Below are 15,020 nucleotides of genomic sequence, written 5' to 3' on the forward strand. Positions count from 1 at the left end.
AGGAGAAGTCAGCGATGAAGTTAACTCGCAAGTCCGATGTCGCCCAAGTGGCCGACAAACCGACGTTAGGCATTAGCCGTCGTCAATTTATGAAGCAAGCAGGTATTACTACTGGTGGTATCGCAGCCGCTTCTCTAATGGGTACTGGCATGATGCGCCGCGCAGAAGCCAAAGATGTACCACACGACGCGCCGATAGAAGTTAAACGTACGATTTGTAGTGCCTGTGCAGTGGGTTGTGGTCTGTATGCCGAAGTGCAAAATGGTGTGTGGACAGGTCAAGAACCTGCATTCGATCACCCATTCAATGCCGGCGGTCACTGCGCGAAAGGTGCTGCACTGCGTGAGCATGGCCACGGTGAAAAACGCCTGAAATACCCAATGAAATTGGTTGATGGCAAGTGGAAAAAAATCTCTTGGGAAGATGCGATTAACGAAGTGGGCGACCAAATGCTCAACATTCGTAAAGAATCTGGCCCAGACTCTGTGTACTTCATGGGTAGCGCTAAGTTCTCTAACGAAGGCTGCTATATGTACCGCAAACTGGCGGCCATGTGGGGCACAAACAACGTCGACCACTCTGCTCGTATTTGTCACTCTACCACGGTAGCCGGTGTTGCTAACACTTGGGGTTACGGTGCGCAAACTAACTCTTTCAACGACATTCAGAATGCCAATGCCATCTTCCTAATCGGGGCAAACCCAGCGGAAGCGCATCCAGTATCAATGCAACACATTCTGATCGCCAAAGAGAAAAACAACGCGAAAATCATCGTTGTTGACCCACGTTTCTCTCGCACTGCGGCGCACTCAGATCTGCACTGCGCGATTCGTCCAGGTACCGACATTCCCTTTATCTACGGTATGTTATGGCACATTTTCGAAAACGGTTGGGAAGATAAAACCTTTATCCAACAACGCGTATTCGAGATGGAAACCATCCGCGAAGAAGTGAAAAAATTCCCACCTAAAGAAGTGGCGGATATCACTGGCGTGAGCGAAGAAGTGGTTTATCAAGCCGCAAAACTGATGGCAGAAAATCGTCCAGGTACTGTGATTTGGTGTATGGGTGGTACTCAGCACCACGTCGGTAACGCTAACACCCGTGCTTACTGTATTCTGCAATTAGCCTTAGGCAACATGGGCGTTTCTGGCGGCGGTACTAACATTTTCCGTGGCCACGACAACGTACAAGGCGCGACTGACTTAGGTCTGCTGTTCGACAACCTGCCAGGTTACTATGGTTTAACCTCAGCCGCTTGGACTCACTGGACCCATGTGTGGGATCTGGATATGGAGTGGGTGAAGAGCCGCTTCGATCAAAACGCCTACTTAGGCAAAGATCCAATGACTACCCCAGGTATTCCTTGTTCTCGCTGGCACGATGGCGTGTTAGAAGACAAGAGCAAGCTGGCGCAGAAAGACAACATCCGTATGGCCTTCTTCTGGGGTCAATCGGTCAACACTGAAACCCGTCAACGTGAAGTGCGTGATGCCTTAGACAAGATGGACACAGTAGTAGTTGTCGACCCATTCCCAACCATGGCGGGTGTTATGCACCGTCGTAAGAATGGCGTGTATCTGTTACCTGCTGCGACTCAGTTTGAAACTCAAGGTTCAGTGTCTAACTCAGGCCGTTCTATCCAATGGCGTGAGCAAGTTATCCAACCTTTATTCGAGTCAAAAACCGACATCGAAATCATGTACCGTTTAGCGCAAAAACTCGGTATCGCCGAGCAGTACACTAAACGCATCGCCAAAGAAAACGGCTTACCGGTTATCGAAGAGATCACCCGCGAAATCAACCGCGGCATGTGGACCATCGGTATGACAGGCCAAAGCCCTGAGCGTATCAAGCTGCACACCCAAAACTGGGGCACTTTCAGCAACAAAACGCTCGAAGCCGCCGGCGGCCCAGCGAAGGGCGAAACCTACGGTTTACCTTGGCCATGTTGGGGCACACCAGAAGCTAAACACCCTGGTACCCAAATTCTGTATAACCAATCCAAACACGTTAAAGACGGCGGCGGTAACTTCCGCGCTCGTTATGGCGTTGAATACAATGGTAAAAACCTGCTGGCTGAAGGCTCTTTCTCTAAAGGCGCCGAGATCCAAGACGGTTACCCAGAATTTACCGATAAGCTGCTGAAGCAACTCGGTTGGTGGGATGACCTGACTGCGGAAGAAAAAGCCGAAGCAGAAGGCCGCAACTGGAAGACCGACTTATCAGGCGGTATCGTGCGCGTAGCTATCAAGCACGGTTGTATTCCATTTGGTAACGCTAAAGCCCGTTGTATTGTTTGGACTTTCCCAGACCAAGTGCCAGTTCACCGCGAGCCGTTATACACAGCACGCCGTGACTTAGTGGCTAAATACCCAACCTACGACGATATGCAAGTTCATCGTCTGCCAACACTGTACAAGTCAATCCAAGAGAAAGACTTCAGTGGCAAGTATCCACTGGTACTGACCTCTGGTCGTTTAGTGGAATACGAAGGTGGTGGTGAAGAATCTCGCTCTAACCCATGGCTGGCTGAGCTTCAACAGGAAATGTTTGTTGAAATCAACCCAGGTGACGCAGCCGACCGCGGTATCCGCAACGGTGAGTTTGTGTGGTTAGAGGGCGCCGAAGGTGGCCGCATTAAAGTACAAGCTCTGGTAACGCCACGCGTTAAACCAGGTGTGACCTTTATGCCATACCACTTTGCGGGTGTGATGCACGGTGAAAGCTTAGCGCCTAACTATCCTGAGGGCACTGTGCCTTACGTTATCGGTGAATCCGCTAACACGGCACTGACCTATGGTTATGACCCTGTGACTCAAATGCAGGAAACCAAAGCGTCGCTCTGTCAGATCGTTAAAGCGTAAGTGCAGCTTAAGCTAGGAGAATTGCCACTATGGCTACAATGAAATTTTTGTGTGATACCAAGCGCTGCATCGAATGTAACGGCTGTGTCACCGCATGTAAAAACGAAAACGATTCCGCTCTCGAGTGGGGTATCCAACGCCGCCGCGTGGTGACTATCAATGATGGTCAACCCGGTGAAGCTTCAATCTCAGTCGCCTGTATGCATTGCTCAGACGCGCCATGTATGGCGGTTTGCCCAGCAAACTGCTTCTACAGAACCGAAGACGGCATTGTGCTACACAACAAAGATGCCTGTATTGGTTGCGGTTACTGCTTGTACGCCTGTCCATTTGGCGCACCACAGTTCCCGAAAAAAGGTGCCTTTGGTAGCCGCGGTAAAATGGATAAATGTACCTTCTGTGCCGGTGGCCCAGAAGAAAACCACTCAGAGGCAGAGCGCCAGAAGTACGGTTCAAATCGTATTGCCGAAGGCAAACTGCCAATGTGCGCAGAACTATGTGCGACTAAGGCCCTGTTAGCGGGTGATGCAGAAGTGGTTTCTAGCATCTTCCGTGAGCGTGTGGCTTACCGTGGCGCTAAAAACGCGGCTTGGAATTAATTCAGGTCACAGGATCTGTCCACAGACTTAGCTTGGCGCCTGCGAGCAGGCGCCACTAAGCGAGAGAGGATGTATGATGAACAAATGGTTCAAACACATAGGTTTAGCCATAGCACTGCTGTTTAGTGCCGTGTGTCTAGCCAATGGTGGTGATGAACAGGCGCTCCAACCTCAAGCCTCTGATGCCCAAATTTGGGCACAGCTGAAGGACGGCGCCACGGGATACACTACCTCCCAAAGCGAGTTCCACGCACAACCGATCAATACCTATGATCTGCGCGTGCTGGAGCTGCGTAGCGACTGGTTAGCGCCGGCCTTAATGGCGGCGTTATTCGGCATGATCATTATCTTTGTCTTATTTATCAAGGTGAACGGCATCTCCAAGCTACACCATGGTTTTTCGGGCAAGCTAGTGTATCGCTGGTCAAAGTTTGACGTTTCAATCCACTGGTTAGGCGCAATCCCGTGCTTAATGTTGATTTTAACGGGCTTAACTTTGTTAGCGGGTCGTTTCTTCTTCCAACCTTGGTTGGGCGAAGACATCTGGGAAGCCATAGTCTATGGCGCTAAGCAAATCCACGATGTGATGGCGATTCCGTTCATGATCGGCTGGGCATTGATGACAGTGTTATGGGCGAAAAACCAGCTGCCAAAAATGTACGATGTGAAGTGGTTCCTCGTTGTTGGCGGTTACATCAACTTTGGTCCCTTCAAAGGTAAGCACCCTGACGCAGGTTTTGCTAACGCCGGTGAGAAAATGTGGTTCTGGGCCTTCGCCCTGTTTGGATTAGTGATTTCTGCCTCAGGCATGTTGTTACTGTTCCCAAATCTTTTCGAACCAAGCCGCACCTTAAGCTTAATCGCGCTGGTATTGCACTCAGTGAGCGCCATCGTGATCTGCGCCTTCTCTATCGTGCATATCTTCATGGCAACGGTAATGTCTGAAGGCGGTATGGAGTGTATGGTGTCTGGTTATTGTGACGAAAACTGGGCAACCCAACACCACAACCTGTGGTACGACGAAATCAAAGCCAACGGCACACTCAAATATAAAGAGTAAGCGATTCGCTGACTGATTAAACACCCTAGCAGGGCGACTGCTGGGGTGTTTTATTTTGAACGCACAGACAAATGTTAACGATACAACTTAAAACATTTGTGACTTTTGCGATCCGCTTCACAATGGCTGTTTGGCCTGTTAATGCACTGTAGAAGCGCACTCGCTCGCAAAACCACTTCCGCAATAAAATCAATAACCTGCAAATTAAATGAATTTAACTTACATAACACCTAGCAACCAGTACGCCATCCATAGTTAACACACTAAAAACAACATATTTAAAAACATAGTGTTATGGATATTACGTCCAAAATATCGCCTTGCGACGAGTGAAATCCAAGCGTTAAAATGGCCTCAATGTGTAATTTAATTACACCCCTTCTTGATTGATACCCCAGTAGGCCACCATGTTTAACAATGCAAAAACCAGCACATTGACGGCGCTGCCATCAGTGTTTGCGAGTATTTTATTGATCATTATCGGCATTTCCTCCTATCGGGGCTTTGCTGAACTCAATAACACAAGCAGTCGACTCGTCAACAATACCAAGCTCGCCGAAACCTTCACCAATGTGCGTGAAGCCTTCTTCGAGTTGCGCTTAGCCACCTTAGTCCATAACAGCGACGCCATCAGCTTGCAGCAACGCAATGTGCGGCAGCTTGTCGAGCAACTCGCAGAATTTAACACCGATTTTATGGGGCAAGATGCCAGAACGATCCGCACGCTATTGCCACAAATCGAGCAATATGTGCGTCTCTATCAGCAGGAGTTAGCCTTCGCCAAACAAACGGGCACCGAACCTGAACTCACGCCAGAACGTGGTGCACTTGGGCCCAAAGTGAGCAATGAGATCAATCAATTAGTCAAATTGATCACTCAACGCAACCATGAACTAGGCAAACAGGCCGAAGACAAAGTCAATGCCACCGAGGCTTTGCTCCTTGGTTTAATCCTGATCGCCATAGTCGCTTCTTTACTAAGCGCCCTGTTTATGAGCAGACGTTTGGTCAATATCGTTAATCAAATCAAGCGGGTTGTAGAACACCTTGCCGCAGGCGATCTCACCCAGAAGACTCAAATCAGTGGTCAAAATGAACTCTGCGCGCTTGGCGCCGATCTAGACCGAGTGATTGACCACTTGCGCCATATGATTTCCGATATTGCCCAGGCCTCTGAACATATGTCGGATCAAATTGGGCAGCTGAATGTGCAGTCCAATGCCAATAGCCATGCATTGCAAACCCACGCGGTAGAAACCGACCAAGTGGTTACGGCCATGACCGAAATGAGTGCAACAGCCCATAACGTGGCTGGTGATGCCGCCTCCGCCGCACGCTTTACCCAACAGGCAAATGAACAGGCAGATAAGTCGAAAAAAGCTGTCGAACAGGCGGCAAACACCGTCGTCGCCTTGGTTGGTAAAGTAGACACTGCCGCTCACACCATAGCGGAAATGAATGAAAACACCCGCCATATCGCCACCATCTTAGATGTGATTGGAGATATCGCCGACCAAACCAACTTACTCGCCCTTAACGCCGCCATCGAAGCCGCCCGCGCAGGTGAACAGGGTCGCGGCTTTGCCGTCGTCGCCGACGAAGTACGCGCCCTCGCCGCTCGCACTCAGGCGAGCACGGCCGAAATCAATCAAATGTTAGAACGCCTGCGCACGGGTGCTAACAGCGCCGTGAATGCGATGGATGAGACTAAACAGAGTTGCCAAGACGCAGCGGACACCACCACGCTGGTCACCGAAAGCCTTGAGACATTGACCACCTATGTATTTGATATCAATGGATTGAGCAATCAAATCGCAACCGCCGCCGAAGAACAAAGCGCAGTGAGTGAAGAGATTAATCGTAACTTGAATACCATTCGCGAAATGGTTGAAGAGTTAAATCAAAGTGGTAAAGCGACCCTCAATAGCGCGACCTCTTTGGCCGCCACCAAGGAACAGTTAACAGGCGTAGTCTCGCATTTTAGACTCTAATTCGAGTCAGCTAAGTCGTTACAATGGCCTAATATCGCAAGATGTTAGGCCATTTTTGATTAAGGGCTGAACATATATTAATGACAACATCACAATCTCTCACTCATACACTTCATTCATAATGAGCCATTAGATACATCAAAAAAATAAAGGCACCCTAAGGTGCCTTCATAATCGATTAGTGGTTAATTCCCACCGAAGAGTGATAACGAATCACTCCATTTAAAGGCGGCATGGTATTTTCACAACGCTGATTAAAGTTAACTGCTAGAGATTTGACAGATTTATCAGCATTATAACTCAACTCAAGCACCTCAAAATCTCCGATACTTTGATTGCAGCCACGGCCATCACCCGTAAATGACAAACCTGCCGTCAAGGGGCCTTGAAACGGATAACGAGTAGCATTGATATATTTCTTCACTTGCAGGTTTTCGCCAGCGGGTGCAGCAATATCAAAGCTCCACCAAGTATTTCCGTCAATAGATAAAGTGATTGCATTTAAGCTGTTGTCGTAATTCGTTGGCGTGAACACTGCACAGCTCGAATCCATAATCACTGTTTTCCCACCACCAATGTAGTCACCTTGCGGACTCACATAGTGCATGAATGTGTCACTGCCAGCATAATAGTGCATCGTTAAAGTTCGGAATACTTGGTATCCCTGTCCATTAGAAACCTCTAACTTTATCGCGACATCAGATGTCACTTCATTTGGAACGGTAAAACCTGTCTTGGCACTAGTCGGATTTGAAAAAACAATGCCGACATTATTCACATCTACCCACTTAAATGTCAGCGCACTACCTTTATTCATGACGGTTTGTGAAGCATCGAGCTTTGGCGTGTCGTTGGCTTTATATAAATAGCTACTTGCAGCCACATCGATAATGATTGCATCGCTGGTTTTAAAACGTTCAGACCACATGGTATTCGCCACTGCACCGAATTTGCTTTCAAGCAAAACACCATTAAAGCGATATACCGTATTCGCCTTTAAATCTGTCTCTGGCGTGATGTTTAATATCGCACCATTCACGCTAATTTTGGCTGCAACTTTTCGGTATGGCCATGAATCCTCATCAAAAGAACTTTCGTAAACTTGGTCTTTGATAGGGCGTGACATGAGTAATCGAATCGTCCCACCGGATACAGGAAATGCTTGTAAATCCTGATCTTCAATCATGCCAACATAGTTAAAGTTGTCAGAGCGGAACTCAAATGATGAGTTGGATTTTCCACCTTCAAGATGCCACAAACTTCCCTCAACAATTTGACTCCAATAAACCATGTAAGCTTCTTTGGCAGTATTCACATTGAGCATTTTTGAGTCAGTAACGAAGTTACTCGTCATTTGAACTGAGTCCTGAGCTGATGTGCTGGCGACAATCGAGCCTTCATGGGGAAATTCGTTAAAATGTCCTTTCAATGGTTTAGTAAACTCAAAACCAAAGCCATTATTAAATTGTGCGACCGAAATCTGGCCTTTACCACTAATCGCATAAGTTGCATCGGAAAAGTTTTCCACTCTCGTTATAGAGAGATTGGTAAAACTTAACGCCGAATTACTATTTACAATTAATTTGACAGTGCTTTTGCTTTGAATGTTCAACTGTCTTTGCTGCGGCGAAATGTTATTTTCGAACAACATTTGACCAACCAAATTGAAGTTATCATCTCCATTAACCTGCAGATTAGAAATATCAATTGACCCCTTTGTCTTAGTGCCCTGTTGATATTCAGATAGCGTTAATGAACCTTCGCCATTCACAGTACTGTCGAGTGCTTGAATGTAGCAATCACGATAGGACATATTAAGACTATCGCCGACAGAAATGCCTTTTGAGTCATCGTTATCAATCAACTCAATCGTCGCTAAACCGCCGTTAGAGCAAGACTTTTCAGCGCCATTAGCCTCGATATCGAAGTTGCGTAAGATGTCATTAGCAAAAAAACCAACCTGCAAAACACTCTCCGCTAACGATAGCGAAGTGACAGCAACTTCCGTTGGGTAATCAGCAACTTTAAAAGTTGTTGTCGGAGGAGGATTGGTCGGTGATGTGGGCGTTGTAGAGTCGCCACCTCCACCGCCACAAGCAGATAAGACTAGAGTGCTGCCAAGTAATAGACAGATTCCTTTTGCGGTCATATTCGTTCCCTAAACTAGCAAAAACAGATCATATTTTTAATTTGCCTGCTACTTTACCGAATTAATTAAAGTTAACAACAAGTATCTATAATTTAACAACAAGTTAATCTGCTGGTATAAGTTGATGCTAATTAAGTGATGTGCATTTATGAGTGAGTGACCACATATTCACTTATCAATAAAACACTCATATATTTCATCTACGACATTAAGATATACGTTGCTTCAACCTATTAATAAGCTGCTATCGTTTCCCACTATTTGGTGATGGTTTTCACCCCATCTGGATCTTGCTCTAAGCTCGCCCAATATCCTGCCAGCATAGCGCCCGATAAATTATGCCAAATCGAGAAAATGGCGCTGGGAACGGCGGAGAGCGGGCTAAAAAACTTGATGCATAGTGCGGTCGCAAGGCCTGAGTTTTGCAGCCCCACCTCAATCGAAATGGTTTTACACACTGTATGGTTAAAACCGAGCAAGCGGCAGCAGCTATAACCCAAGGCGAGTCCCAAACCATTATGTAGAAACACCGCGAGTAAAATCACAGGCCCTACCTGCGTAAATTGGCCCGCATTTAAGGCCACAATAATGCTGATGGCCAGTACAATCGCCACGATAGAAATGATGGGTAATGCGGGAGCAAGTTTAGCCACCTGCGGTTTAAAGAAATGATTCAACACCACACCCACAGTCACTGGGATAAGCACTATTTTAACGAGGCTGACTAGCATATCCATTAAAGGAATGGCGACCATCTCACCAATTAATAGCTGAATAATCAACGGGGTGAGCACCACACCCGCTAAGGTGGATAGCGCCGTCATTGTGATAGATAAGGCGACATCACCCTTGGCCAAATAACAGATCACGTTCGATGCCGTGCCGCCCGCCACGCTCCCCACCAGCACCATGCCTATGGTTAATTCCCGATTGAGCCCTAACAGCAAACTAATGGCTAAGGCACTTAAGGGCATTAGGGTAAATTGTAAGATTAAGCCAGTGATAACAGCGCGCTTCTGCTTGAATGCATTGGCAAAATCCCGCACATCTAAGGTCAATCCCATAGATAACATAATCACCACCAGCAGCGGCACTATGCTGGTTTTCAATCCGCTAAACCACGCGGGCATCAAATACGCCGTACCCGCCCCGACTAAGGCAAATAGCGGAAAAAAGCGGTTGATATTAACCAAAGGGGATCCTCCGAGATTTCAGGCGGTTTGGTGAGATAAAGCCATGTCCGCAGGGATAATGACAGCCAGACACCCTCAGTACAAGTCAAAATGCCCACAAGTAAGAAGCTCAACTTTTTATCATTTCAGTCTTTCGATTGAGCACTAAAGTTAATCGCTCAAATTCAATAACAAAGGTCTAAAAACCTCAGTAAATATGCATCTACAATTACTAAAACATGATCTGCTTAACAAAAAGCCAGTGATTTCCTTGTTAGGAAACCGTAACTTATAACCAGTTCACGTTTTGCTTACTCCATACGAGGTAGTCTAATTGCGCTAGGTGGTCGTGAATTACCTAAAGCAATTTCGGTGTTTACGGTTAGCACTCTCAGATAGGAATCGTTATGTCTTCAGTTATTCAAACGCTCAATGGCGCGATCGCAACGCCTTATCAAGCGAATATTACCGTCCCTAACTGGATGCTCAGCTCGATGGAACGAGTCATGCAGTATTATGTCGATAAGAATCTTCGCCTCGATACGCTCTCCGCCGACATCATGCCCGCCCCGGTCGAAGGTAAAAAGTACATGCTTTATGCCCATGTGCCCTTCTGCCATACCTTGTGTTCTTACTGTACCTTCCACCGTTTTATGTTTAAGGAAGACAAGGCGCGCGCTTACTTTATCTCTCTGCGTAAAGAGATGGAGATGGTCAAAGCCTTAGGCTATGACTTTGAATCTATGTACATTGGCGGCGGCACCACCACAGTATTAGAAGACGAACTCGCCCGCACCATTGAGCATGCCAAAACCCTCTTCCCAAGCATTAAAGAAGTGTCTTGCGAGTCGGATCCACAGCATTTAGACAGCCCAGGCTTTAAGCAACTCAAGGGCTTAGTGGATCGCATGTCCATCGGCGTACAAAGCTTTAACGACGATATTTTAAAAATGACCGACCGCCTCGAAAAATTCGGCACTGGTCAGCAAACCTTCGACAAGATTATGGCGGCTAAGGAGCTGTTCCCCATTATCAACGTCGACCTGATTTTTGGCTTCCGCGGTCAAACCGATGAAGTGATCCAGCACGACTTAGACATGGCCTCGCGCCTCGACCCAAGACAGATCACCACCTATCCGCTGATGATCACGCACCAAACGCGTAAGAGTGTTAAGGGCAAACTGGCCGCGCCACAGGCGGATATGGCCAACCAATATCGCCAAATTTTAAACAGTTTAAATGGCCAATATAATCAGTTATCTGCATGGGCCTTTGGTAAGGCGAATGACGAAGGCTTCGACGAATATGTAATCGACTACGATGAGTATTTAGGGGTGGGTTCAGGTTCATTTAGCTTCCTGAATGACACTTTATACGTCAACACCTTCTCGCTGCGTAAATACCAAGAGCGGATCGCCGCCGGCAAGATGGGTGTAGAACAACAGAAAAACTACAGCAAAAAGGATGTGATGCAGTATCGCTTCCTGCTGGGGATGTTCTCAGGCCGTCTATCGCGCAAATATTTCCGCGAGACCTTTGGCGTTAACTTAGACACAGCGCTGTTTAAGGAAATGACCTCGATGAAGCTGATTGGCGCCATCAAGAATGACCCAACCGATCCCGATAATCTGATCATCACGGATAACGGTAAGATGATGGGCCTGTTAATGATGAAAGAGTTTTACGCCGGCATGGATAACGTGCGCGCCCAATTGCGTAAACCACTCAAACCCTGCGATATGTAACTATCAGTAAAATCACAAAAGGCCCATGATGGGCCTTTTTGTTAGCGCCATTTCAGGCTACGCTTGCCACCACTCACGCATGAGTCTGTCGCCCAGTAATAAAGGAGTATTCGTTATGGGTTTTAATGAGCAAGAAAGACAAGCACTACTCGCCGTTAAAGGCGTTGGCCCAACTGTCATTAAACGCTTTGAAGAAATCGGTATTAGCTCACTCGCCCAGTTAGCCGAGCATGAGGTCGAAGATATCGCCAACCTCGTCGCCAGCATGCTACGCACCACTTGTTGGAAAAACAGCCCACAGGCTCGCAACGCCATCGCCGCAGCCATTGCGCTTGCCCGCCGCGCCTAATCCTTTATTGCTATCTTTTGAGATGTTTATGTCAATCCATATTCGCGCCCTAATGGGCGGTTTACTCGCGCTGATGAGCACGGCAGCCTTCGCCAATGACAGCAGTTTTGGTGATGCTAATGGCTCTATCACCCTTAAATATCAGCCGCATATCAGTATGGACAAGGAGTCGCTCTTTATCAGCGAGGCCGAAGTCAGGGTCGATTATCTGTTTACCAACACCAGCTCGCAGGAGCTTACCGTCCCCATCGCCTTCCCTATGCCGCCGATGTTTTTTGGCTCAGCCGATCACAGCAGCATCGATAACTTCACCCTCAAAGTAAATGGCAAAAACCAACCAACCGAGCACAGGCTCGTCGCCCAACTTGCCGATAAAACAGATATTTCTGCTGAGCTGAAACAGCTTGGTTGGGGGATAGATGAAGTCGCTTACTTTGCCGAATATGGCGAAGTCCCCAAGGGCAAACCCGCGCTCCCCAGCCAATGGTTAGATGAGGAGCAACAAATCGCCTTTACCCTAAGCGATTACTTTGTGTGGGAACAAACCTTTCCCGCGGGCCAATCTGTCTCTATCAGCCACAGTTATACACCGAGCCTCTCAACGGGCATCCCCGATACTGCCAATAGTATTATCGATACTTACACTGGACTTGCCTGTTTAGATGAAAGCGCCAAGCAAGGGATTCGTAAGCGAAACCTTATCGTTAAACAAGACGGTGAAGATCAGGAGATTGGCGTCGAGTGGAGCCACCTTAGCTATATTTTGGTGACGGCCAATAACTGGCAAGGGGCGATTAAGGACTTCAAACTGACGCTGAAAAAATCCCAGCCCACAGATCTCATTAGCCTGTGTTTTGATGGCGAGCTTAAAAAAACCGATCCACTCACCTTTGAGTTCCAGCAAAAGCAGTTCACGCCAACGCAGGATCTCAGCATCCTATTTATCCGTAAACCGGATTTTGAATAATCAAAAAAGCCAGCTAAATGCTGGCTTTTTGTATTAAGCGACTATTTTTAAACACGGTTAAAAGCTATAGGTCATACCTAACCAGTAACGGCGTCCATCTTCGATGTAGCCATATTCTTCTTGAGTGATTTCCTTATCGAAAGCGTTATAAATACCCGTGCTGAATTTAATGCTGTCATTAACGCGATAGTTGGCCCCTAAATCTAACAGCGTATAGGAAGGCGCAATCAAGCTGCTCGAGGAAGGCCCAGTGGTTGGCTGGCTCTCTTCACCACGATAGTTAACCCGCAGCCAAGTGCTTAACTTATCTATCGGCTCATAATTAACCGACAATTGCACCAGATGTTTAGGCAATTGATTCAATGGACTACCTTTATAAGCGCCCGTCTTCTGCTCCGAGTCGGTATAAGTGTAGTTGCCCGTTAATGCCAAGTTGCTGAGGATTTTATAGTCGATACTGAACTCAACCCCTTGGGTGACCGCCTCATCGATATTCACATAGGTGGTCGGGTCAGAGCCAAACTGATTCGGCCCATCGGTACATTGAGTCGCAGGACAAGCGACACGGGTGATCTTGTCCTCAAACTCGTTATAGAACACGCCAGCACTGGTGGTGATGGAGTCAGTGAGATCGGTGTAAATGCCTAGCTCATAGTTTACTGAGGTTTCGGGTTGTAAATCGGGGTTACCGTACATATTGCCGCCTCGGCTCACCTGCCCCCAATCGGGCACGGTTTGCCTCAGGCTCGGCGCCCTAAAGCCGGTCGACACACCGCCTTTTAAGGTGGTGTGCTCGGTCAGCCCCCATACGCCGTAAATCCGTGGGCTGAGGTGGTCGCCAAAGTTTTCATCATCGTCTAAACGCAGGCCTAAGGTTAAGGCAAAATTATCGACGATACGCCATTCATCCTCTGAGAACACCGACCATTGGCGGCGACTAATATCGGTTAAGTCACTGACCTGATTGCCGGTTTCATCGGTAAGATCTTGCTTATTGAAGGCCGCACCGAAGGTGGCGGTATGGCTTTCCCCCAAGGTGGCGATCAGGCTGGTTTGAGCATCGGTATTCTTGATCTTCATCTTGCGGGACTTGTTATCAAATACTTCGTGTTTGATATAAGTATCCGAGGTACCAAAGTCCCAACGCCCGGTGTGCGATAGAGAAATGGTGCTGTTTTCATACTCGGTTGTCGACGAAGCTGGGCAACCACGGCGGCCACAACTGGCGCCCGGTGCCAATGGCGCAACGGTTTTGCCTAAGGTGCTATCCAACTCTTGGTTGGCGATGCCAACTTCCAGCATGATGTCATGGTCTTGGTTAGGCGTGAGGGCAAATCTGGCGGTGAGATTATCCGCATCGCGACCTCGGTAACCGCCGTAGATACTATCTTCTTCACGTTGAGTGTATTGGCCGTATAACTGCACGCCCAGTAGATCTTTAATCAAGCCACCGTTCACAAAAAAGTTGCCCTGATACACATTGCCTGAGTCCGACTTTTCCTGCAGCGTAGTGTCGAGGCGCAGTTCCCCCTGCCACTCATTGGGCACTTTACGGGTGATGATGTTGATCACCCCACCTATGGCATCGGAGCCATAAAGGGATGACATAGGGCCGCGGACAATTTCAATCCTATCGATTGCGGCGAGCGGCGGCGTCCAAGCGCCTTCAACACCAGGACCGTCGCTGTTGGTGCGGGTCTCGCGGGAAGACTGGCGTTTACCATCGACGAGGATCAGCGTGTATTGGCTGCCCATGCCCCGCAAACTAATGTCTCGCCGGTCGGCACCGCCAGTCACCACCACGCCGGGCACTTCTAACATAGCATCGGTTAAGTCACGGTAAAAACGTGTATCGAGATCCTCACGGGTGATCACGCTGATAGAAGCGGGCGCGTCACGCACTTGCTGCTCGAAACCCGATGCGGTGACGACAATCCTTTCCATCATCTTGTCTTGATCGGGTGCGGCATCCGCCAAAACCTGAGTGGCGGGTAGCAATAATGCGGCAGAAACTATCTGTGCGAGGATCTTTTTACGACGTAACAACATAACCAACGAATCTCCCTCGATCCTTTGTAAATGATAATAATTTTCAATACGGAAATGTATCCCTATGTTACA

10 protein-coding genes are annotated in these 15,020 nt (G+C 47.9%); 7 read left to right on the forward strand and 3 right to left on the reverse strand.

From position 1 onward, the window contains the following. The first annotated feature begins 14 nt into the window (after positions 1 to 14). The 4 genes from M0415_RS15200 (at position 15) to M0415_RS15215 (ending at position 6,517) form a co-directional block, all read left to right on the forward strand. Entirely contained in the window at positions 15 to 2,867 is a 2,853-nt protein-coding gene (locus M0415_RS15200) for a molybdopterin-dependent oxidoreductase (protein ID WP_011718643.1), read from the forward strand. Between the two features lie 29 nt (positions 2,868 to 2,896). Further along, positions 2,897 to 3,466, forward strand: coding sequence for a formate dehydrogenase FDH3 subunit beta (gene fdh3B / locus M0415_RS15205; RefSeq protein ID WP_011627524.1), 570 nt, complete (start codon positions 2,897 to 2,899; stop codon positions 3,464 to 3,466). A 76-nt stretch (positions 3,467 to 3,542) separates the two neighbouring features. Further along, positions 3,543 to 4,526, forward strand: a complete 984-nt coding sequence (locus M0415_RS15210) for a formate dehydrogenase subunit gamma (RefSeq protein WP_249556429.1) — start codon at positions 3,543 to 3,545, stop codon at positions 4,524 to 4,526. Between the two features lie 407 nt (positions 4,527 to 4,933). Continuing rightward, on the forward strand, positions 4,934 to 6,517 hold the full coding sequence (locus tag M0415_RS15215; protein ID WP_220056773.1) for a methyl-accepting chemotaxis protein: 1,584 nt from the start codon (positions 4,934 to 4,936) through the stop codon (positions 6,515 to 6,517). 178 nt (positions 6,518 to 6,695) lie between these two features. Here the strand turns inward: M0415_RS15215 and M0415_RS15220 are convergent, their stop codons facing one another. Then, the gene (locus M0415_RS15220) at positions 6,696 to 8,666 is read right to left on the reverse strand and encodes a hypothetical protein (RefSeq protein ID WP_249556430.1); all 1,971 of its coding nucleotides are present in this window, start codon (positions 8,664 to 8,666) and stop codon (positions 6,696 to 6,698) included. Positions 8,667 to 8,923: 257 nt separating this feature from the next. Then, a complete protein-coding gene (locus tag M0415_RS15225; RefSeq protein ID WP_249556431.1) occupies positions 8,924 to 9,859 on the reverse strand; it encodes a bile acid:sodium symporter family protein in 936 nt (311 codons plus the stop codon). A 386-nt stretch (positions 9,860 to 10,245) separates the two neighbouring features. Here M0415_RS15225 and M0415_RS15230 point away from each other — a divergent pair, with 386 nt between their 5' ends. The 3 genes from M0415_RS15230 (at position 10,246) to M0415_RS15240 (ending at position 12,899) form a co-directional block, all read left to right on the forward strand. Next, entirely contained in the window at positions 10,246 to 11,583 is a 1,338-nt protein-coding gene (locus M0415_RS15230) for a coproporphyrinogen III oxidase family protein (RefSeq protein WP_088212454.1), read from the forward strand. A 115-nt stretch (positions 11,584 to 11,698) separates the two neighbouring features. Next, on the forward strand, positions 11,699 to 11,932 hold the full coding sequence (locus tag M0415_RS15235; RefSeq protein ID WP_249556432.1) for a helix-hairpin-helix domain-containing protein: 234 nt from the start codon (positions 11,699 to 11,701) through the stop codon (positions 11,930 to 11,932). Between the two features lie 28 nt (positions 11,933 to 11,960). Beyond that, complete coding sequence (locus M0415_RS15240; protein ID WP_249556433.1) at positions 11,961 to 12,899, forward strand: DUF4424 domain-containing protein; 939 nt, start codon at positions 11,961 to 11,963, stop codon at positions 12,897 to 12,899. A gap of 57 nt (positions 12,900 to 12,956) precedes the next feature. Here M0415_RS15240 and M0415_RS15245 read toward each other — a convergent pair whose 3' ends face one another. After that, positions 12,957 to 14,948 carry a ligand-gated channel protein gene (locus tag M0415_RS15245; RefSeq protein ID WP_249556434.1) on the reverse strand — a complete coding sequence of 664 codons (1,992 nt, stop codon included), beginning with the start codon at positions 14,946 to 14,948 and terminating at the stop codon, positions 12,957 to 12,959. Positions 14,949 to 15,020: the final 72 nt, after the last annotated feature.

The sequence above is a fragment of the Shewanella sp. 10B genome (genome assembly GCF_023475885.1).
GTDB lineage: Bacteria > Pseudomonadota > Gammaproteobacteria > Enterobacterales > Shewanellaceae > Shewanella > Shewanella mangrovisoli.

Bases quoted from the DNA above. Each gene is read 5' to 3' on its own strand.
- M0415_RS15245 (WP_249556434.1), bottom strand. From the start codon at position 14,948: ATGTTGTTACGTCGTAAAAAGATCCTCGCACAGATAGTTTCTGCCGCA.
- M0415_RS15200 (WP_011718643.1), top strand. From the start codon at position 15: ATGAAGTTAACTCGCAAGTCCGATGTCGCCCAAGTGGCCGACAAACCG.
- M0415_RS15215 (WP_220056773.1), top strand. From the start codon at position 4,934: ATGTTTAACAATGCAAAAACCAGCACATTGACGGCGCTGCCATCAGTG.
- fdh3B (WP_011627524.1), top strand. From the start codon at position 2,897: ATGGCTACAATGAAATTTTTGTGTGATACCAAGCGCTGCATCGAATGT.
- M0415_RS15230 (WP_088212454.1), top strand. From the start codon at position 10,246: ATGTCTTCAGTTATTCAAACGCTCAATGGCGCGATCGCAACGCCTTAT.
- M0415_RS15235 (WP_249556432.1), top strand. From the start codon at position 11,699: ATGGGTTTTAATGAGCAAGAAAGACAAGCACTACTCGCCGTTAAAGGC.
- M0415_RS15210 (WP_249556429.1), top strand. From the start codon at position 3,543: ATGAACAAATGGTTCAAACACATAGGTTTAGCCATAGCACTGCTGTTT.
- M0415_RS15240 (WP_249556433.1), top strand. From the start codon at position 11,961: ATGTCAATCCATATTCGCGCCCTAATGGGCGGTTTACTCGCGCTGATG.
- M0415_RS15220 (WP_249556430.1), bottom strand. From the start codon at position 8,666: ATGACCGCAAAAGGAATCTGTCTATTACTTGGCAGCACTCTAGTCTTA.